17 protein-coding genes and 3 tRNA genes are annotated in these 20,095 nt (G+C 71.0%); 10 read left to right on the top strand and 10 right to left on the bottom strand.

Annotated elements, in window-relative coordinates:
- Window positions 1-395: 395 nt before the first annotated feature.
- The 6 genes from BJY16_RS40625 to BJY16_RS40600 form a co-directional block, all read right to left on the bottom strand.
- On the bottom strand, window positions 396-1,502 hold the full coding sequence (locus BJY16_RS40625) for a glycoside hydrolase family 53 protein (protein WP_185044837.1): 1,107 nt from the start codon (window positions 1,500-1,502) through the stop codon (window positions 396-398).
- 82 nt (window positions 1,503-1,584) lie between these two features.
- Window positions 1,585-2,664: a glycoside hydrolase family 53 protein gene (locus tag BJY16_RS40620; protein ID WP_185044836.1), complete on the bottom strand. Its 1,080-nt coding sequence runs from the start codon at window positions 2,662-2,664 to the stop codon at window positions 1,585-1,587.
- Between the two features lie 118 nt (window positions 2,665-2,782).
- On the bottom strand, window positions 2,783-3,799 hold the full coding sequence (locus BJY16_RS40615; RefSeq protein ID WP_239176599.1) for a LacI family DNA-binding transcriptional regulator: 1,017 nt from the start codon (window positions 3,797-3,799) through the stop codon (window positions 2,783-2,785).
- 30 nt (window positions 3,800-3,829) lie between these two features.
- Complete coding sequence (locus BJY16_RS40610; RefSeq protein ID WP_185044834.1) at window positions 3,830-4,657, bottom strand: carbohydrate ABC transporter permease; 828 nt, start codon at window positions 4,655-4,657, stop codon at window positions 3,830-3,832.
- A complete protein-coding gene (locus BJY16_RS40605) occupies window positions 4,654-5,622 on the bottom strand; it encodes a carbohydrate ABC transporter permease (protein ID WP_185044833.1) in 969 nt (322 codons plus the stop codon). The genes BJY16_RS40610 and BJY16_RS40605 overlap by 4 nt, the downstream gene beginning before the upstream one ends.
- A gap of 58 nt (window positions 5,623-5,680) precedes the next feature.
- A complete protein-coding gene (locus BJY16_RS40600; RefSeq protein ID WP_185044832.1) occupies window positions 5,681-7,000 on the bottom strand; it encodes an ABC transporter substrate-binding protein in 1,320 nt (439 codons plus the stop codon).
- A gap of 174 nt (window positions 7,001-7,174) precedes the next feature.
- On the opposite strand from BJY16_RS40600, the gene BJY16_RS40595 reads away from it, so the two are divergent.
- Genes BJY16_RS40595 through BJY16_RS40585 form a run of 3 tightly spaced genes read left to right on the top strand, consistent with a single transcriptional unit; the run spans window position 7,175 to window position 11,428 of the window.
- Window positions 7,175-9,490, top strand: a complete 2,316-nt coding sequence (locus tag BJY16_RS40595; RefSeq protein ID WP_203758799.1) for a beta-galactosidase — start codon at window positions 7,175-7,177, stop codon at window positions 9,488-9,490.
- 41 nt (window positions 9,491-9,531) lie between these two features.
- The gene (locus tag BJY16_RS40590; protein WP_203758798.1) at window positions 9,532-9,771 is read left to right on the top strand and encodes an HIT family protein; all 240 of its coding nucleotides are present in this window, start codon (window positions 9,532-9,534) and stop codon (window positions 9,769-9,771) included.
- Window positions 9,772-9,802: 31 nt separating this feature from the next.
- Window positions 9,803-11,428 (top strand): methyl-accepting chemotaxis protein, encoded by a 1,626-nt coding sequence (locus BJY16_RS40585; protein ID WP_185044831.1) that lies wholly within the window; start codon window positions 9,803-9,805, stop codon window positions 11,426-11,428.
- A gap of 443 nt (window positions 11,429-11,871) precedes the next feature.
- Here BJY16_RS40585 and BJY16_RS40580 read toward each other — a convergent pair whose 3' ends face one another.
- Together BJY16_RS40580 and BJY16_RS40575 are read right to left on the bottom strand one after the other, a co-directional pair.
- Window positions 11,872-12,138: a Txe/YoeB family addiction module toxin gene (locus BJY16_RS40580; protein ID WP_185044830.1), complete on the bottom strand. Its 267-nt coding sequence runs from the start codon at window positions 12,136-12,138 to the stop codon at window positions 11,872-11,874.
- Window positions 12,135-12,425 carry a type II toxin-antitoxin system Phd/YefM family antitoxin gene (locus tag BJY16_RS40575; RefSeq protein WP_203758797.1) on the bottom strand — a complete coding sequence of 97 codons (291 nt, stop codon included), beginning with the start codon at window positions 12,423-12,425 and terminating at the stop codon, window positions 12,135-12,137. The genes BJY16_RS40580 and BJY16_RS40575 overlap by 4 nt, the downstream gene beginning before the upstream one ends.
- A 132-nt stretch (window positions 12,426-12,557) precedes the next feature.
- Between BJY16_RS40575 and BJY16_RS40570 the strand changes: the two genes are divergently transcribed.
- Together BJY16_RS40570 and BJY16_RS40565 are read left to right on the top strand one after the other, a co-directional pair.
- Complete coding sequence (locus BJY16_RS40570) at window positions 12,558-14,627, top strand: TRAP transporter permease (RefSeq protein WP_185044828.1); 2,070 nt, start codon at window positions 12,558-12,560, stop codon at window positions 14,625-14,627.
- A complete protein-coding gene (locus BJY16_RS40565; RefSeq protein ID WP_185044827.1) occupies window positions 14,624-15,625 on the top strand; it encodes a TAXI family TRAP transporter solute-binding subunit in 1,002 nt (333 codons plus the stop codon). The genes BJY16_RS40570 and BJY16_RS40565 overlap by 4 nt, the downstream gene beginning before the upstream one ends.
- 6 nt (window positions 15,626-15,631) lie before the next feature.
- On the opposite strand, the gene BJY16_RS40560 is transcribed toward BJY16_RS40565, so the two are convergent.
- On the bottom strand, window positions 15,632-16,363 hold the full coding sequence (locus BJY16_RS40560; protein ID WP_185044826.1) for an SDR family NAD(P)-dependent oxidoreductase: 732 nt from the start codon (window positions 16,361-16,363) through the stop codon (window positions 15,632-15,634).
- A 29-nt stretch (window positions 16,364-16,392) separates the two neighbouring features.
- The gene (locus BJY16_RS40555) at window positions 16,393-16,974 is read right to left on the bottom strand and encodes a TetR/AcrR family transcriptional regulator (RefSeq protein WP_185044825.1); all 582 of its coding nucleotides are present in this window, start codon (window positions 16,972-16,974) and stop codon (window positions 16,393-16,395) included.
- Window positions 16,975-17,108: 134 nt separating this feature from the next.
- Between BJY16_RS40555 and BJY16_RS40550 the strand changes: the two genes are divergently transcribed.
- The 5 genes from BJY16_RS40550 to BJY16_RS40530 all read left to right on the top strand — a co-directional run bounded on the left by BJY16_RS40550 (window position 17,109) and on the right by BJY16_RS40530 (window position 20,066).
- Complete coding sequence (locus BJY16_RS40550) at window positions 17,109-18,146, top strand: lactonase family protein (protein ID WP_185044824.1); 1,038 nt, start codon at window positions 17,109-17,111, stop codon at window positions 18,144-18,146.
- Window positions 18,147-18,339: 193 nt separating this feature from the next.
- Window positions 18,340-18,413: transfer RNA gene (locus BJY16_RS40545), tRNA-Leu, on the top strand.
- A 21-nt stretch (window positions 18,414-18,434) separates the two neighbouring features.
- Window positions 18,435-18,515: transfer RNA gene (locus tag BJY16_RS40540), tRNA-Tyr, on the top strand.
- Window positions 18,516-18,560: 45 nt separating this feature from the next.
- Window positions 18,561-18,631 (top strand) — tRNA-Cys (locus BJY16_RS40535).
- Window positions 18,632-18,722: 91 nt separating this feature from the next.
- The gene (locus tag BJY16_RS40530; protein WP_185044823.1) at window positions 18,723-20,066 is read left to right on the top strand and encodes a ferredoxin reductase family protein; all 1,344 of its coding nucleotides are present in this window, start codon (window positions 18,723-18,725) and stop codon (window positions 20,064-20,066) included.
- Window positions 20,067-20,095: the final 29 nt, after the last annotated feature.

Below are 20,095 nucleotides of genomic sequence, written 5' to 3'. Positions count from 1 at the left end.
CCCGGACCGTCAGGCGGGGACCGCGAGGGCGGGGGCCGGGGAAGGGCGGGAACCATCAGGCCAGGGAACCGCGAGAGGGGCACGGACCCTCAGGCGGGGACCGCGAGGACGGGGACCGTCAGGGCGGGGACTGTCAGAGCAGGGAACCGCGAGAGGGGCACAAACCGTCAGGCGGGAACCACGAGGCCGGGGACCGCGAGAGCTGCGACTCGCACGGACAGTGGTGGAAGAGGGCTTGGGTGAGGCGGGCAGGGGCTGACGCCGCGACGATGGCCAGGGCCTTCCGGTCGTACCGAAAAGGGGTCGGCAGTGAAGGACCTGCCTCGGTCCCGCTGGGGAACCGGTCCGGCCCGGCGTGGGGGGACGCCGGGCCGGACCTCATCGGGGATGGGTGCTCAGGCGGTCCACTTGACGTAGCTGTTGAACTTGCCGGTGGCGTCGAAGGTGGCCATGTTGTCCCAGCCGTCGCCGGTGCCGTTGATGTTGGCCGGGTCCCAGCCGTTGCCGGTGATGGCGTACCAGGTCGGCTCCCAGTAGAAGACGCCGATCGCGCCGGCGTTGCGCGCGGTGTTCTGGATCCAGGTGAACTCGGTGCCCTGGCCGGCCTTGGTGGCGGGCTGGCCGTCGCAGGTGGTGGTGCCGGGGATGGAGTTCGTCTGGCCGTCGGCGTTGGCGGTGGTGTACATGTACGCCGTCTCCACCACCACGACCGGCTTGCCGTACCGGGACTTCACGTCCGCGATCACGTTGTAGAGGTTCGCCAGCGTGCCGTGCCACATGCAGTAGTAGGACAGCGCGGTGATGTCCCAGGTGACACCCTGCGCCTTGATGCCGTCGTAGAACCAGCGGGCGTTGGCGTCACTGTCCGCGTCCGCCGTGTGGATCATCACCTGCGTGCCGCTGTTACACGCTTTTGTCGCGTTATATCCGGACTTGAGGAGGCTGGCCAGCGGTGCGAAGTTGCTGTTCGTCACCTTGCCGACCGGCCACAGCATGCCGACGTTGATCTCGTTGCCGATCTGCACGCTGTCCGGGGTGGTGCCCTGCGACTTGAGCGCGGTGCACACGTCGTAGGTGTAGTTGTAGACGTCGGTCTGCAACTGCGCGAGGGTGTGCGAGCTCCAGGCGGCCGGCGGGTACTGCTTCCCGGGGTCCGCCCAGGTGTCCGAGTAGTGGAAGTCGACCAGCAGCTTGAGCCCCTTGGCCTTGATCGCCTTGGCCTGCTGCAGCACCTTCGCCTTGTTGTTGTAGCCGCTGGCCGGGTTGTTCCAGACCCGCAGCCGCATGTAGTTGGCGCCGGCTCCCTTGAGGATGTCGTAGGGGTCGGCCTGGGCGCCGGCCGCCGTGTAGTACTTGCCGCCCAGGTCGAGCGTGCGCTGCAGCGACGACACGTCGGCGCCGAGCATGGTGAGGGAGGCGGCGGAGGCGGGCGCGGGGGTGAGGGCCACCATCGTGACCGCGGCGAGCGCGGCGCCGACGACGGCGCGCAGGGATGTTCGCATGGTTCTCCTGTCGGGGGGAGGAGATTCCGGCGCCGGTGGCGACGCCGGCTCGATCGTCAAGCGATCAAGATCAGGGTCAGGATCAACGGCGCCACGTGACGTACGGGTTGATCCGCCCGCCGTCGTCGAAGGTCGCCATGTTCTCCCAGGCGTTGCCCGAGTTCTCGATGTCCTCGGTGTCCCACCCGTTCCCGTCGACCGCGGTCCAGGCCGGCTCCCAGTAGAAGACGCCGAGCGCCCCGGCCTCCCGGGCGGCGTCCTGTACCTGCGCGAACTCGGTGGCCTGCCCCTGCGGCGTGGCGGCGATCCCGTCGCACGGCGCCGCCGACGTGATGATGTTCTCCAGGTGGTCGTAGTTCTCCGTGGTGTACGGATACGCGGTCTCGGCGATCACCGCCGGCTTGCCGTAGCGCTGCTGGACGTCGGTGAGGACGGTCCTCAGGTTGGCCAGGTCGCCGTGCCACATGCAGTAGTAGCTGAGCGCGGTGATGTCCCACCGCACGCCCTGCGCCGCGATCCCGTCGTAGAACCACCGCGCCGCGCCGAGGCTCCCGGCGTTCGCGGTGTGGATCATGACCTGGGTGCGCGGCGAGCACGCCTTGGTCGCGTCGTACCCGGCCTTGAGCAGCGTGGCCAGCGGACTGAAGTCGCTGTTCGTGACCTGCCCGACCGGCCACAGCATGCCGGTGTTGATCTCGTTGCCGATCTGCACGCTGTCCGGCCGGATCGCCGAGCACACGTCGTAGGTGTAGTCGTAGACGTCCTGCCGCAGCTGGGCCAGGTCGTGCCCGGCCCACGACTTCGGGATGAACTGCTTGCCCGGGTCGGCCCAGGTGTCCGAGTAGTGGAAGTCGATCAGCACCTTGAGGCCGTGCCGCTTCGCCTCGCGGGCCTGCGCGACGACCTCGGCCTTGTTGTTGTAGCCGCTGGTCGGGTTGTTCCAGACGCGTAGCCGGACGTAGTTGACTCCGGCCTTCTTGAGGATCTCGTAGGGGTTGGCGCGGTGGCCGCGGGCGTCGGAGAACCGGGCGCCGAGGTCGAGCGCGCGGGGGAGGGTGGAGACGTCCGCGCCCAGCATGGACAGGGACGGGCGCGGGTGCGCCTGGGCGGGCGCCGCCGGGACGAGCAGGAGAGCGGCGGCGAGCACTGCGGGGATCTTCATGGCGCTCCTTTGTGGACAAAAGGGACGAGAATCCATGGCGAGGGCCGATCTCGGTCTAAGGGGGGAACCAAGATCGGCCCCCATGGGGGGCCCGGCAGGGCCTATCTGAAAGCGGGGATCAGGCGGGGGAGGAGCTGCGCAGGACCAGGCCGGTGGGCACGGTGATGGAGAGCGGGGTACGCCCGTTGATCACGTCCACGAGGAGCCGGACCATCTCCTCGCTGATGCGTTCCAGCGGCTGGCGCACCGTGCTCAGCGGTGGCTCGGTGGTGGCCGCCAGCCCGGAGTCGTCGAACCCGAGCACCCGCACGTCGCCCGGCACGCCGCGCCCGGCGTCCCGGAGCACCGGCAGGGTGGCCGCGGCCATCGCGTCGGACGCGGCGAACACCGCGTCCACGTCCGGCGCCCGGTCGAGCAGCGCCCGGATGCCGGCCGCCCCGCTCTCCCGGGTCCAGTCGCCGTGCACGATCAGGTCCTGGTCGACCGGCAGGCCGTGGGCCATCAGCGCGTCGGTGTACCCGGCCAGCCGGTCGACGCCGCCGGAGGTGTCCAGCGGCCCGGTGATGGTGGCGATCCGCCGGCAGCCGGCCGCGATCAGGTGCTCGGTCGCGGTGCGTGCCCCGGCCCGGTCGTCGGCCGACACCGAGCTGATCATCTCTTCCAGCCCGAGCACCCGGCCGCAGGCCACGATCGGCACCTGGGCCTGCACCAGCTGCTTGAGCAGCGGGTCGCCGGAGTGGGGGGAGACCAGCAGGACGCCGTCGACGTGCCCGCCGTTGAGGAACGCGATGGTCCGGGTGCGTTCCTCGGGGGTGGACGCGATCATCAGGATCAGGGTCAGCTCCCGGTCGGAGAGCGCCTGGGCCACGCCGCGCAGCAGCACCGAGAAGTTCGGGTCCTCGAAGAGCAGGTGCTGCGGCTCGGTGAGCAGGAACGCGATCGACCCCGACCGGCCGGTCGCCAGGGACCGGGCGTGCTGGTTGGTGGTGTAACCGGTCCGGGCGATGGCGTCCTGGACCGCGCGCACGGCCTCCGGGCTCACCCAGTCGCGCCCGTTCAGCACCCGCGAGACGGTGGCGTACGAGACGCCGGCCTCGCGGGCCACATCACGGATCGTCGGTCGTTTGCGCGACACGTTCGGGATCATAGTCGTGACCGTCCTCGATCAGGCTTTGACGCCACCGGCGGCCAGGTCGACCTGCCAGTACCGCTGGAGCGTGAAGAAGAGCGCGATCAGCGGGACGAGCGAGACGAGCGCGCCGGTCACCACCGTGGTGTACATCGAGGGCTGGCTGGCGCCCTGGTTGAGCAGGCTGCTCAGGCCCACCGTGAGCGGGTAGAGCTTGTCGTTGCCGAGCATGATGAACGGCAGCATGTAGTTGTTCCAGATCGCCACGAACTGGAACAGGAAGACGGTGACCAGACCGGTTCTCATCATCGGCATCACCACCCGCAGGAAGGTGCGCCAGTCGCTCGCCCCGTCGATCCGGGAGGCCTCCAGGATCTCGCCGGGCACCGCGGCGGCCGCGAAGATCCGGGCCAGGTAGATGCCGTAGGGGCTGATGAAGCTGGGCAGCAGCACCGCCCAGTAGGTGTTCGTCAGCCCGATCCGGGCCAGCAGCAGGTACTGCGGGATGGCCAGGATGACCCCGGGCACCAGGACGCCGGCCAGGATCACGTTGAACACGAAGCCCTTGCCCGGGAAGTCGAACTTGGCCAGCGCGTACCCGCTCATCGCCGAGATGAAGGTGGAGACGGCGGCGCCCAGCCCGGCGTACAGGGCGGTGTTGGCCATCCAGCGCCAGTACAGCCCGTCCCGGTAGCCGCTCAGGTCGGCCAGGTTGCCGGCCAGGTGGGTGCTCGGGGCGAGCGTGAACGTGGAGAACAGCTCGGACGAGCTCTTGCTGGCGGCGATCAGCACCCAGACCACCGGGAGCAGGCAGTACGCCGCACCCAGCAGCAACAGCGTGGTGGCCAGCTTGGAGTTCCTCATGACTCTTCCTGGTGGAACGCGCGACGCCCGACGAGCTTCAGGAAGCCGAAGGACAGGATGAACGTGGCGACCGCGATGACCACCGAGGTGGCGGCCGCGGAGTAGACGTCGTTGCGGACGAAGGCGTCCCGGTAGACCTTCATCAGCGGGGTCCAGGTGAACGAGATCGTGTTGCTCAGCGGCTTGAGCGTCATCGGCTCGGCGAACACCTGCAGCGTCGCGATCATCGAGAAGACGAACGTCATGATCAGCGACGGCATCACGATCGGGATCTTGATCCGCCAGGCGATCGACAGCTCCGAGGCGCCGTCGATCCGGGCCGACTCGTACAGGCTGGTCGGGACGGCCTTCAGCGCGGTGTAGATGACGATCATGTTGAAGCCGGTGCCGCCCCAGATCGCCACGTTGGCCACCGCGTAGAGCACCCAGGACGAGGAGAGCAGCTCGGGCGCGGAGATCCCGAACCGGTCCAGGGCGTAGCCGAACGGACTGACCTTGGGCAGGTAGAGGAAACCCCAGAGGAGCGAGGCGACCACGGCCGGCACCGCGTACGGCAAGAAGATCGAGAGCCGGGCGAAGCCGCTGATCGCGGGCCGGGTCCGGCCGGCGTCCAGCAGCAGGGCCATCAGCAGCGCGAGGCCGAGCATGACCGGGACCACGACGAGGCCGTAACCGAGGATCCGGTAGACGCTGGGCAGCCAGTCCGGGTCGGTCATCGACCGGGCGTAGTTGCTCAGCCCGGCCCACACCTCGGTGCGCGACTTGGAGCCCAGGCCGAGGCCGCTGACCTTCACCTTGCGCAGGCTCAGATAGCCGGCGTAGACGATCGGGGCGGCCAGGAAGAGCGTGAACAGCACGAGGCCGGGGGCGAGGAAGGCGTACGGGACGCGGGCGCGCCGGGACGACGCGGGCTTCCGGGACACCGGCGGTGCGGTGGTGCTGGGTCGGGTGGCGGTCAGTGTCATCGCCGGTACCTTCCTTCCAGGGCCCGGGCGGGACGCGGGACGTCCCGCCCGGAGCACGTCATCCGGCGACGGTGAACCCGTTGTTCTTCATGTCGTCGACGGTCGCCTTCTGCATGGTCACCAGCGACTCGGTGAACGCGGCGGCCTTCTTCGACTCGGCGGCCTTGCCGAACGCGTCGTTGAACGCGCTGTACGCGACGTTGACGTTCGGGCCGTAGGTGAACGGCTTGGCCTGCCTCCCGGCCTCGGCCGCGATCGTGTAGAAGTCGGCCTGGCCGGCGAAGAACGCCGGCGGCGTGGTCAGCACGCCGGCCGCGTCGGTGGCGGCCGGGTAGACGTTGGCCGTGCCGGCCAGCAGCTTGAGCGCCGCCGGGTCGCTGTTCAGCCAGGCGATGAACTCGGCGGCCTCCTTCGGGTGCTTGCTCTGGCTGGTGACGCTGGTCGCCGAGCCGCCCCAGTTGCCGGTCGCCGGGCTGGCCGCGTCCCACTGCGGCATCGGGGCGGCCTTCCACTTGCCCTTGGTGTCCTTGGCGCTGCCCTCCAGCACGCCCGGCGCCCAGACCGCGGAGACCCAGCCGACCTGGGTGCCGTCGTTGAGCGCGGCGTTCCACTCCGGGGTGTACATCGGCTTGTTGTCGATGGTCCCCTTCTCCACCAGGCCACCCCAGTACGCGGCCACCTTCTGGGTCGCCGCGTCGTTGATGTTCACGGTCCAGGAGTCGCCGTTCACGCCCCACCAGGACGCGCCGGCCTGCTGGGCGAGACCGGTGAACAGGCCCGCGTCGGTCGCCGAGAAGGTACCCAGGTACTGCTTCGGGTTCGCCTTGTGGATCTTCTCGGCCGCGGCGGCGTAGTCGTCCCAGGTCTTGGGCGCCTGCAGGCCGTTCTTCTCGAAGACGTCGGAGCGGTAGAAGAACATCAGCGGGCCGGCGTCCTGCGGCACGCCGTAGACCGCCTCGGAGCCCAGGGTCACGCTGTTCCAGGCGGCGGCCGGGAACTTGTCCTTGAGCGAGCCGGCCTCCTTGGCGATGTCGGCCAGGGCGTCGGCGGAGACCAGGGTGGGGATCTTCTGGTACTCGGCCTGCATCACGTCCGGCGCGCCGCTGCCGGCCTTGATCGCGGTCAGCAGCTTGGTGACCGCCGGGTCGCCGCCGTCCTGCTTGTTGACGGTGACCTGGATGTCCGGGTGCGTCGAGTTCCAGCCCTCGACCACCTTGTCCATGTTCGGCGCCCAGCTCCAGTAGGTCAGCGCGACCTTCCCGGCGCCGGCCGTGCTGCTCGAATCGGACTTGCTGTCGTCGGAGTTGCTGCACGCTGAGGTGGTGAGCAGGGCGGCGGCGGTCAGAGTTGCCAGGAGCGGCGCAAGGGTCTTCTTCATTGATCCTCCTTGATGGGCATGCCGGCCGGGGGCCCGGGTCAATGCCTGTGACCGGTTACAGTGCTGCTGTTACGTCGATGTGTCAAGCCCTTGCCTTCAAGCCGTTGATCCTGTGTATCGTTCGGTCTCGCCGGGCTGTGACCGGTTACAGTCCCAACCGAAAGAGGGGTTCTCGTGCCCACTGAAACGGAGCCACTCTCCGTCCACCACCACCCGTGGGCGACGCCGCTGCGCCGCCCGCGGATGAGCAACGACGAGGACGCCCGGGCCGGCCTGTCACTGACCAACCGGTACCTGATCAAGAACGGTTCGCCGGTCGTCCCGGTCTCCGGCGAGCTGCACTACAGCCGGGTCCCGCGGCACCGCTGGGCGGAGCGCCTGCGCCAGATGAAGGCCGGCGGCGTCACCGTGGTGGCCAGCTACCTGTTCTGGCTGCACCACTCGCCGGCCCCCGGGCAGTACCGCTTCGACGGCAACCTGGACGTGGCCGCCTTCGTCGACCTGGCCGCCGGGACCGGCCTGGACGTGGTGCTGCGGATCGGCCCGTGGGTGCACGCGGAGAGCCGCAACGGCGGCTTCCCGGACTGGGTGCAGCGGGCCCCGGTCCGGCACCGCACCGACGACCCGGGCTACCTGAGCATGGTCGAGGAGTGGTTCGCCGCGATCGGCGGGCAGCTCGGCGGCCAGCTGGACAAGGTGCTCGGGATCCAGCTGGAGAACGAGCTCTACACCCAGCCGGAGCACCTGCGCACGCTCAAGCGGATGTCCCGGGCGGCCGGCATGACCGCCCCGCTCTGGACCGCCACCGCCTGGGACAGCGCCGAGCTGCCCGAGGCGGAGGTGCTCCCGCTCTACGGCGGGTACGGCGACGGCTTCTGGGTCGACTCGGACGCGCCCTGGGCGCCGAACTTCCGGGACCACTACTTCTTCTCGCACGTCTGGGACGACCCGGGCATCGGGGCCGACGTGCGCCGGGCGCAGAACATCGAGGCGGCCAAGGGTGGCCCGCGTGTCCCGTCCGACCTCTTCCCGCCCGCCACCTGCGAACTCGCCGGCGGGATGGCGACCGCGTACCACCGCCGGCCGCGGCCCAGCGCGCTCGACGTGGCCACCATCGCGCACTGCAAGATCGGCAACGGGTCGGCCTGGCAGGGCTACTACATGTACGCCGGCGGCACCAACCCGGACGTCCCCGGTGGCCTCCAGGAGTCGCACGCCACCGGTTACCCGAACGACCTGCCCCGCCTCGGCTACGACTTCCACGCCCCGATCGGGGAGGCCGGCGCGCTCGCCGGCAGTCACGCCGAGCTGCGCCGCCAGCACAGCTTCCTGGCCGCCTTCGGCGACCGGCTCGCCGAGATGCCGTCCAGCCTGCCCGACGTGCGGCCGGACGGCGTCGAGGACAGCACCACCCTGCGCTGGGCGCTGCGCAGCGACGGGACCAGCGGATTCGTCTTCATCGCCTGGCACCAGCCGCACGTCCCGCTGGACACCTACCGCGGCGCCCGCTTCCGGGTGACGCTGGACGACGCCGAGGTGGTGTTCCCGTCCCAGCCGGTGGACATCCCGGCCGGCACCCTGGCCCGCTGGCCGGTCGGCCTGACCGCCGGCGGCGTCCGGGTGGACTGGGCCACCGCCTCCGCGCTCACCCTGCTGCCCGGCGCCGTGCCGACCCTGGTGCTGCTCGCCGAGGCCGGCATCCCGCCGTCGCTGTCGGTGGCCGGCGAGGAGCGCGCGATCACCCCCGGTCTGGAGCCGGTCCGGTTCGCGACCGCGACCGGCACCCTCGACGTGCTCGTCCTGCCGGCGTCGACCGCGGGTTCGCTCTGGGTCTGCGAGGCGGCCGGCCGCCGGGTCCTGCTCAGCGACGACGAGCTGCAGTGGGACGCGTCCGGCCGGATCCTGGTCAAGACCGTCGCGACTGCTTCGGTACGCGGGTACGACCCGGCCGCGCGGACCTTCACCGACCTGCCGGTGGCCCCGGCGCACGCCCCGGTCGCCGTCGACGTGGCCACCACCGAGGTGCGCCCGGCCACCGACGTGCCCGCCGAGTACGGCAAGCACGACGGCCGCGCGTCCGCCCCGAGCCCGGCGGCGTTCGACGAGCACGCCGCGGTGTACCAGTTGCACCTGCCGGACTGGGCGGCCGACCCGGAGCACGACGCGCTGCTGCGGATCGACTGGGCCGGCGACGTCGGCGAGCTGCGGGTCGACGGGGTCACCGTCACCGACCGGTTCTGGGACGGCTCGACGTGGCAGGTCAGCCTGGTCGACGCCGGCTACCGGGCCGGCGCCGGGCTGACCCTGCACCTGCTGCCGCTGGCCACCGTGTCCCCGGTCTCGGTGCCGTCGCCGGCCCGGGACCGGCTGGTCGCGGCCGGCTCCCAGCTGCTCGCCATCGACGCGATCCGGGTGGTCGGGCGCGGCGTCACCGGCGAGCCGGAGCGCGAGCACCGGGTCCGCAAGACGTCGCCGACCTGCCCGCGCTGACCGGGCCGGAACGCGACGACCTGGCCCGGACCTACCTCGACGTGCTCGGCCGGCTCGACCGGTACTTCCCCGGGCCGGAGCCGCTGCCCTACATCGCCGGCGTGCACCAGGCGCCGGTCCGCCAGGGCCGCGACCTGTTCCGCCTGCACCTGCAGGTGTTCAGCGTGCTCCGGGCACCCGGCAAGCTGAAGTACCTGGCCGGCGTGGAATCGGCGATGGCGTCCTGGATCAGCGACACCACCCCGGAACGGATCGCCGCCCGGCTTCGCGACGTCGGCTGACGTTTCTGCCCGGCCATCCGGCTAAGTCCGGATGGCCGGGTGCCGATCATCAGGTGTGAACTCGTCTCGCTCGGTTAAACAGCGGCTGGCGGACCTGCCCCTCCCGGTCAAGATGCTGACCTCGGTGGTGTCGGTCGCGGTGGCCTGCGCCGCCGTCATCCTGATCGCGGTCGGCGGCCTCCGGCTGGTCGACGAGAAGGCGAACGCCGTCTACGGCCACGGCGTGGTCCCGATCGAACACCTCGCCGCGGTGCACGAGGAGGTGCTCCGGGTCCGGATGCTCGCGCTCAACTACTACATGTCGGACGCCGAGTACCGGGCCAAGGAAGACACCGAGATGACGGAGCGGACCGCGCACGTCGACGAGATCTGGGCGAAGTACCTGCCGCTGACCGCCGACCAGAAGACCGCGACCGCGCTCAAGGCGAACTTCGACAAGTTCAACGAGCTGCGGACCGGCAAGATGATGCCGGCCGCGCTGGACGGACGGCTCCAGGACTTCTGGGACAGCTGGAACCAGGGCACCGGCCTGTACGCCGAGATCGACGAAGCGTTCCAGACCCTGGAGAAGGCGCACGCCGACTCGGCGGTCCAGGCGAAACAAGAGGTCAGCGACGCCAAGGCCACGGTCACCACGCAGGTGTGGGTGATCGGCGTGCTCGGGCTGCTGCTCGGCCTCGGGATCGCGCTGCTCGTGGTGCGCGCGGTGGTCGGTCCGGTGCGCCGGGTCACCGCGGTGCTCAAGGCCGTCGCGGCCGGCGACCTGACCCGGGACTCCGGGGTGCGCAGCCGCGACGAGGTGGGGCAGATGGCCGACGCGCTGAACCTGGCGACGGCCAGCATGCGGGAAGCGGTCACCACGATCAACGGGAGCGCGGCGACCGTCCTGGAGAGCTCCCGCAACCTGAACGCGGTCAACGACCACCTGTCCTCCGGCGCGACCACCGCCTCCGGGCGGGCCGCGGCCGCGCAGCAGGCCGCCGAGGACGTGGCCCGGCTGGTCAGCACGCTCAGCGCGGCCGCCGAGGAGATGGGCGTGTCGATCCGGGAGATCGCCACCAACGCCTCGGACGCCGCCGGGGTGGCCGGCGAGGCGGTCTCGGTGGCGAGCGAGACCAGCACCATCGTCGGCAAGCTCGGCGAGTCGTCGGCCGAGATCGGCAACGTGGTCAAGCTGATCACCAGCATCGCCGAGCAGACCAACCTGCTCGCCCTGAACGCGACCATCGAGGCGGCCCGGGCCGGTGACATGGGCAAGGGCTTCGCGGTGGTGGCCGGCGAGGTGAAGGAGCTGGCCCAGGAGACCGCGAAGGCCACCGAGACGATCGGCCAGCGGGTCGAGATGATCCAGTCGGACACCGACAGCGCGGTCGCCGCCATCGAACGGATCTCCGAGGTGATCGTCCGGATCAGCGATTACCAGACCACGATCGCCTCCGCGGTCGAGGAGCAGACCGCGACCACCGCGGAGATCAGCCGCTCGGTCGCCGAGGCCGCCACCGGCGCCGAGGACATCGCCCGCAACATCTCCGAGGTCGCCCAGGCCGCCGCGGACACCACCGCCGGCGTCACCAGCTCCCGCACCGCCGCCCAGCACCTGGCCGGCATGGCCGACGAACTCACCGGAGCCGTCCGCCGCTTCGAAGTCTCCCGCTGACCCTTCTTGCCTGCGGGTGCCTCGAACCATCCCCGCTGCCGCGACACCGCCCGATTCCTTGCGGATCTTCCTCTTGTACGACCCGCAGCTCTGTGGCAGCCGGCCCGCGAGGCTGCGGCCGCTCACGACCGCCGCGCGTGTCGTGCGGGTCCGCTGTGCACCGGCTCCAGTCGGGCCGCACCCGTGGGTCGCGTCGCGGCCGGCGCGGGCTACAGCCTCGCGGTTCCTCGGCGGACCCGCACGACACGCGCCACGGCCGTGCGCGGGCCGCGGCCTCGCGGGCCGGCTCGCACAGGGCTCCCAGTCGTACAAGAAAAGGATCCGCGAGAGTGCAAGCGGACATCGCGGCAGCGAGATCTTCCTCTTGGAAGAAATCCCCGCCCGCTGACAGCGGCCACCCTCACTTGACCAGCAGGGTCACCCATGCGCCCCGGCCGAGACCGCTACTTGTCGTCGTAGTGGCCGGCGCAGGCCGCGATCTCCAGCACGTCGCCGCGCACCCGGTAGACAAGGCGGTGCTCGTCGTCGATGCGGCGGGAGAGCCAGCCGGACAGCGCGCCGCGCAGGTATTCCGGCTTGCCCAGCCCGGAGCCGTCCGGATCACGCTGGATGTCGGCGATCAGCCGATTGATCCGGCGGATGACTTTCGGGTCGCGCCAGGCGGTGTAGTCGTCCCAGGCGTGCGGGGTGAACTTGACGCTGAGTCTCACGCCACGGCCTTGGGCTCGCCGTTCGTCTCGGGGGCGAGCGTGGCGGGATCGATCAGCTCGCGGTCGGTGACCAGGCCGGCGTCGGCCTGGGCGATGCTCTCCAGCAGGCGGCGGGCGCGGCCGGGCGTATCGAGCAGGTGCAGGGTCTCCTTCATCGAGTTCCACTCGTCCAGCGAGACGATGACCACCGCGCGCCCGCCACCCCGCGGGATGACCGCTTCCTCGGCGTCGTCGATCACCGCGTCCACCACGGCGGCGAAGTTCCGCCGCACCTCACTGATCGTCATAACCTTCATGTTGTACCTCCGCACGTACAAGTCTACGTACATGGTGTGCGAGATCGCAGTGCCACATCCGGCCGCGCCCACCTTCGGAGTAGCGGGACCGTGGGAGGGGCGTGGGCGTAGTAGGGTCCGGGCATGGGTGATGATCGATCTCTGGGCGGCGGGGATCCACCGGCGGTGCACTACGACGAGGAGGAGCGGCCGGCCCGTGAGCTGCGCGGACGCGTCGGGGCGCTGGTGTCCGTGGTGGCCGCCGGGACCGGGGTGTTCACCCTCTGGCAGGTGTTCCGGCCGCTGGCCCAGGGCAGCCAGTTCTACCTGATCATCTTCCTGGCGCTGACCCTGCCGCTGGTCTTCCTGGTCTACAAGGCGCGCCTGCGCGGCGGGGAGCGGCCGACCTGGCTGGACTGGATCCTGTCCGGGCTGGCGCTGATCGTCTGCCTCTATCCGCTGAACCCGTTCGGCGGCGGCTACGACGGCTTCCTCGACCGGCAGGCGCTGCTCGAACCGATCGACGTGGCCTTCGGCGCGGTCCTGCTGGTGCTGGTGATCGAGGCGGCGCGGCGGACCACCGGGCTGGCCCTGCCGATCGTCTGCGGCGTCTTCCTGCTCTACGGCTACTACGGCGGGCTGTTGCCGCAGACCTGGCCGATCGCGCACGCCGGGCTGGACTTCGCGCAGATCGTCGACGCGCTGTACAACTCGGGGAGCGGGTTCTACGGCACGCCGCTGGACGTGGCCGCGACGTACATCGTGCTGTTCACCATCTACGGCGCGGTGCTCGACCTCTCCGGGGCCAGCCGGTTCTTCGTGGACCTGTCGGTGGCCGCCTTCCGCCGGTCACGCAGCGCGGCCGGGCGCACCGCGGTCGCCGCCGGGTTCCTGCTCGGCACCGTCTCCGGTTCCGGCACCGCGACCGCGGTCAGCGTCGGCGCGGTCACCTGGCCGATGCTGCGCCGCGCCGGATACCCGCCCGAGCAGGCCGGTGGCATGCTGGCCGCGGCCGGGGTGGGCGCCATCCTGTCGCCGCCGACGCTGGGCGCCGCCGCGTTCATCGTCGCCGAGTACCTCGACGTGTCCTACCTGACCGTGCTCGGCTGGGCGATGATCCCGACCCTGCTCTACTACCTCGGGATCCTGCTCGCCGTGGAGATCGACGTCCGCCGGTTCGGGGTCCGCGCCGTCGACATGCCCCCGACCAGCGCCTGGCGGCTGCTGACCCGGCTGGGCTACCACTTCTCCTCGCTGATCCTGATCGTCGTGCTGCTCGCCCTCGGCGAGAGCGCCACCCGGGCGGTGGTCTACGCGACGCTGCTCGCGGTCGCGCTGTCCTTCCTGGACCGGGGCGCCCGGCTCACCCCGGCCCGGCTGTTCCAGGCGCTCGCGGCCGGCGTGCGCGGCGTGCTCCCGGTGGTCGCGGTCTGCGCCGCCGCCGGGGTGATCACCGCGATCACCACCAAGACCGGGCTCGGCGCGCAGCTGGCCTCGCTGCTGGTCAGCGGCGCCCGGGCGGTCACCGACAACCCGACCGCGGTGCTCGCGCTGACCGTGCTGCTGGCCGCCGTGGCGCTCGCCGTGCTCGGCCTCGCGGTGCCGGTCACCGCCAGCTTCATCATCGGCTGGGTGATCATCGGGCCGGCGCTGCTCGGGCTCGGCGTGGGCGCCCCGGCGGCGGCCATGTTCGTCTTCTACTACTCGGTGCTGTCCGAGGTGACCCCGCCGACCGCCCTGGCGGCGGTGGGCGCGAGCGCGATCACCGGCGGGCGGACCATGCCGACCATGTGGCAGGCGCTGAAGTACGCGCTGCCCGCCTTCCTCGCGCCGATCGCCTTCGTGCTCACCGAGCGCGGGGAGTACCTGCTGGCCCGCGGGCCGGTGACCGGGGTGCTGTGGACCAGCGTGGTGGCCGCGCTGGCGGTGCTCGGGCTGGCTGTCGCCACCGGTGGCTGGGTGCCGGGGATCGGCCGGGCCGGGGTGCCGAGCCGGGTGCTCGGTGCGCTGGCCGGGCTGTTCCTGCTCTACCTGGCCCCGGTGTCGGTGGCGATCGGGCTGGGCGCGCTGGTGCTGGCCGCGCTGCTCGCCGGGCTGAGCCGGGGGCGGGGGCGGGGCTCCGGCGGAGGACGTACCGAAAAGGATCAGCAAGAGGAACAGCGGACCGCAAGCAATGTCGCCGCACGCACCCCTTTCCCGCAAGGAGAAGCATGAGACGCATTCTGATTGCCGCGACCGTCACCGGCCTGGCCCTGGCCACCACCGCCTGCGGTGGCCGGCAGGACACCGCCGCCACCGACACCGGCGGCGAGGTCACCTGCGAGGTCGGCAAGGACACCCGGATCGGCATCGCGACCGGCAACGCCACCGGGGTCTACTTCGCGCTCGGCAACGCCTACGCCGAGCAGATCAACGCGGCCGGTGGCAAGGTGCAGGCCACCGCCGCCGAGACCGGCGCCTCGGTGCAGAACATCCAGCAGCTGGTCGCGGGCACCTACGCGGTCGCGTTCTCGCTGGCCGACACCGCTGCCGACGCGGTCAACGGGACCGGCAGCTTCACCTCGAAGCAGCCGGTCGCGGCGCTCTCCCGGATCCACACCAACTACACCCAGGTGATCGTCCGCAAGGGCGCCGGGATCAAGGACGTGGCCGGGATGAAGGGGAAGCGGGTCTCCACCGGCTCGCCGAAGTCCGGCACCGAGGTGATCGCCAACCGGGTGCTGAAGGCGGCCGGCCTCGACCCGGCCACGGACATCAGCGCCCAGAAGCTCGACCTGACCAAGACCGTCGACGGGATGAAGGACGGCACGATCGACGCGCTGTTCTGGTCCGGCGGGCTGCCCACCCCGGGCATCACCGACCTGCTGACGTCCGCGAAGGATCAGGTCGAGTTCCTCGACATCACCCCGCTGCTGCCGGCGATGCAGAAGATCAACGAGGTGTACCAGGAGGGCACCATCCCGGCCACCGCCTACCAGCTCCCGGCCGACGTGAAGACCATCATCGTGCCGAACTACCTGCTGGTCCGCGACGACCTCGACCCGAACGTGGCCTGCGTGCTGACCAAGACCCTGTTCGACCGCAAGCCGCAGCTGGAGCAGGCCAACGCCGCGGCGAAGGGGATCAGCCTGGACACCGCCCGCAAGACCGCGCCGGTCCCGCTGAGCCGCGGCGCGGAGAAGGCCCTGGACAGCCTGAACGCCCCGAAGTAGCAGCCTCTACGCAGTGGCGCCTCCGTCGACGACCAGGTCGTGACCGACCGTGAAGGCCGAATCGTCGGAGGCCAGCCACAGGATCGCGCCGGTGATCTCGTCGAGGCTGCCCACCCGGCCGATCGGCAGCGCCGACGCCAGCCGGGCGGCCCGGTCGTCCGGGGTCTCGCCGGGCCACAGCGACATCGCGGTGTCGGCCGGCCCCGGGCTGACCGCGTTGATCCGGATGCCGGCGCCGATGTACTCCAGGGCCGTGTTCCGGGTCAGCACGCTCACCGCGGCCTTGGTGGCGGCGTAGGCGCCGAGCCCCGGCCGGCGCCCGTGCGCGCCGATGTTCGACGCCACGTTCACGATCGTCCCGCCGGTGCCGCGCATCAGCGTGATCTCGTGCTTCATCGTCAGGTAGACGCCGGTCAGGTTGGTGGCGACCAGCCGGTCCCACTCGGCGGACGGCATCTCGGCCAGCGGCATCCCGCCGCCGAAGACGCCGGCGTTGTTGACCGCGACGTCCAGCCGGCCGAATCGATCGGCGACGGTGGCCAGCAGCGCCTCGACCTCGGACTCCACGGTCACGTCGGCGACGACCGGGACGCCGCCGGTCTCGGCCAGCGCGTCCTTGTCGCGCCCGGCGACCACCACGGTCGCGCCCTCCGCGGCCAGCGCCCGCGCGGTGTGCCGCCCGATCCCGGACCCGCCGCCGGTGACCAGCGCGACCCGGCCGGTGAAGCGATCCCCCATGTCATCCTCCACAATTTCAGAACGTCCGGTCAAGAAAGTGACGTGATCAGCGCGATCGCCTGCGCGGCGGCGTCGGTCGCCCGGCCGCTGCCCGGCCGCCCCTTCCCGACCACGCGCAGGCCCTGGAGCAGCACCAGCACCATCCTGGCCAGGGCGGCCGGGTCGGTCGAGGCGCGCAGCTCCCCGGCCGATCGGGCGCGGCTGAACGCCGAGGTGAGCGCCGCCTCCAGGGCCGACCAGCTGGCCTCCACGGTGAGCGCGGCCGCGGCGTCGGCGGGCAGCCGCTCGATCGCCGAGTTCACCACGAAGCAGCCGGTGCGGCCCTCGTCCGCGCTCGCATAGTCGTTGATCAGGGCGAACACCGCGGGCAGCGCCGGGCCGGGGCCGGCCAGCCGGGCGACGACGGCCGGGTCGCGCGCCGTCGCGTACGCGTCGAGAGCCTTCAGGTAGAGCTCGTGCTTGCCGCCGAAGGTGGCGTAGAGCCCGGCCCGGGCCACCCCGGTCGCGGCCACCAGATCGGCCATCGAGGTCGCCGCATAGCCCCGCTGCCAGAAGAGCCGCATCGCCCGGTCGAGCGCGTCGGCGACGTCGAACTCCTTGTTCCGTCCCACGCCGCCACCCTAGCAATTCCAGAATGCTCAGTCTAGAAAGCCCGGTCGCGCGCGGCTTCTACCATAGATAGAAATCGATCATGAAGCGGGGGCGTCCCGCGTCATGACCGTCCATCGTCCACGGGGGAGTGGAAATGCGTCATTCGAAGAAGTTATCCCTGCTCATCGCGTCCCTGGCGCTGCTCGCCGGGGCCGCGCTCAGGCCCGCCGCGGCGGTGGCCGCGCCGGAGCCGGCCGTCACCGTCCTGCCGTTCACCAACCCGTCCGACGTGGTCAGCACCGGGGACCGGGTCTTCGTGAGCGGCGGCAGCGAGTCCAAGCAGATCGTCGTGACCGACGCGGCCGGCGCGGTCATCGGCACCGTCGACGGCCTGGACGGACCCACCAGGCTGCAGCTCAGCACCGACCGCCGGACCCTCTACGTGACCCTGCCGCCGGCCGGGAAGATCGCCGCGTTCGACACCCGCTCGCTGCGGCGCACGGCCACCTACGACATCGGCGAGGGCAGCTGCCCGTCGTCGCTCGCCTACACCGGCCGGTATGTCTGGTTCGGCTACGGCTGCGAGAACGGGGACGGCAACATCGGCCGGATCGACCTCCTGCGCGGACCGACCCTGGTGACCAAGGGGCTCGCCGACGCCTTCTTCTACTATCCGCCACTGCTCGCGTCGGCCACGCGCAACCCCAGGGTGCTGCTCGCGGGCAACCAGCGCCTCAGCCCCTCGGTCGACATCGCCTACGCCATCGGCGCCGACGGCAAGCTGACCCGGATCAGCGCCACCACCTCGGACGACTCCGGATCGAACGGGCGCGACGTGGCGCTCGACCCGGCCGGGAGCACCGCGTTCTCGGCGAGTGGGGCGCCGTCCCAGGTGCAGTCGTACCCGGTCGAGAACATGGCCAAGACCGGGACGGCGTACGAAACCGGGTCGTACCCGAACGCCGTCGAGGCCGCGCGGGACGGTACGCGGGTAGCGGCCGGCGCCGACGCCCCGTTCGGCCCGGATGTCTTCGTGTTCAACCTGGACGGAACCCTGGTCACCCAGTTCGAGGTGGGCGGGTCGGGCGACACCCTGGTGCCCGGCGCCCTGGCGTGGTCGCCGGACGGTAGCCGGCTGTACGCGGTGACCGAAGGCGGCCACCTGCACGTCCTGCCGGTTCCGGCAGCCTGATTAAACGCGTTGCCGGTCCGGGGCGGGCCACATAGGTTGGACGCAGTTCCGAGCTCCCGAGGAGACCCGATCATGCTGTGCACCTGCCTTTATCTCGCCCCGGACCGGTGGCGCGGCTGAGACCGCTCGCGAGCTTCGCGCCGCCGTTCCCGCGTACGGGAATGGCGGTTTTTGTTTTCTGTGCACGAAACGAGCCCTCGTAGCCCAACTGGCAGAGGCCCGGCGTTGAGGACGCCGGTGGTGCGCGTTCGAATCGCGCCGAGGGCACAGCGTGGCAGCTCACGCCACGCGGGCGCGCCGACGCTGGAGAGTCGGGCCCGGCTGTAAACCGGGTGCTTCGCTGAGCAGGTTCGAATCCTGCCGCCCGCACGATCGCCTTCAAGGGCGCCGCAAGGCTCTCTTCAAGGCGAGCACGATCGCATGTCCGAGTGGTCAGGAGGCCGCCTGCAAAGCGGTTCACGCCGGTTCGAATCCGGCTGCGATCTCTGCACAGGATCCCGGAAAGAATCATGAACCGGTCCGGGACGGGTGCGGTACACCCCGGCAAGAGACAGCTCCCAGCAGAGGGAGACCGGGATGACCACCATGACGCAGCCTCGAGTTCTCACCTTCCGCCGATCGATCCGCGTCGCGCGCGTCGCGATCGTCGCCTTCCTAGTGCTCAACCTCGCCGCGGTCCAGGTGATGTTCGCCGCCGCCGGACCGGCAGGCGACCTCTTCGGTACGATCGGCCGCCTGCTCGGCCTCTACCTGGCCCTGGCCATGGCGTTCCAGCTGCTGCTGGTCGCCCGGCTGCCGATGGTCGACCGGGCGTACGGCATGGACCGTCTCACCTCCTGGCACCGCTGGACCGGCATGGCGATCTTCTGGCTGGCCGCCGCGCACCCGGCGTTCGTGCTGCTCGGTTTCGCCCGGCAGGACGGCGTCCCGGTCCTCGACGTGGCGGTCACCCTGGCGAAACAGCCGCCGGTGCTGCTCGGCATGATCGCCGCCGGCCTGCTCCTGGTGATCGTGGCGCTGTCCATCCGGGTGGCCCGGCGCCGGCTGTCCTACGAGACCTGGCACGCCATCCACTTCCTGCTCTACGTCGTGGTCCTGCTCGGCGTGCTGCACCAGGTCTACGAGGGGACCGCGTTCAAGGTCAACGTGCTCACCCAGGCGTACTGGTGGGGGCTGTGGGCGTTCGCGATCGGCGCCCTGCTGGCCGGCCGTCTGGTGGTCCCGCTGATCCGCAACTCCCGGCACCGGCTGCGGGTGGCCGCGATCGTCGCCGAGTCGGACGACACCGTGTCGGTGCACGTCACCGGCCGTGACCTGGACCGGCTGCCGGCCCGCGCCGGGCAGTTCTTCCTCTGGCGGTTCCCCGGCCAGAACCGGTGGTGGCAGGTCAACCCGTTCTCGCTGTCGGCCGCGCCGAACAGCCGGTCGCTGCGGCTCACCGCGAAGGGCGTCGGGGCGACCAGCGCCGGCCTGCGGGACCTGCCGATCGGGTCCAAGGTGTACGCCGAGGGCCCGTACGGGGCGTTCACCGCGGCGCACCGGACCCGGGGCGCGACCGTGCTGATCGCCGGCGGCATCGGCGTCACCCCGATTCGGGCGCTGCTCGAGGATCCGGACCTGACCGGGCATGTGGTGGTGCTCTACCGGGTACGTGCCGTGGAGGACGCGGTGCTCCTCGGCGAGCTGCGCAACCTGGCCGACGTCCGCCGGGCACGGCTGCACCTGCTGACCGGGCGCACCGGGACCGGCTACCAGCCGTTCGCCCCGGAGCGGCTGCTCGCCCTGGTCCCGGACATCACCGCCCGCGACGTCTACGTCTGCGGCCCGGACGCGATGACCACGTCCGTGCTGGCCAGCCTGCGCCGGCTGCGCGTCCCGTCCCGGCAGGTGCACGCGGAACGCTTCCGGCTGGCCGGATAGAGACGGGACCGTCCGGAAGATGCCCCCGG

This window comes from Actinoplanes octamycinicus, from assembly GCF_014205225.1.
Classification (GTDB): Bacteria; Actinomycetota; Actinomycetes; order Mycobacteriales; family Micromonosporaceae; genus Actinoplanes; species Actinoplanes octamycinicus.
Note: the sequence above shows the minus strand (reverse complement) of the source record. Positions and strands in the feature narration are given on the sequence as shown.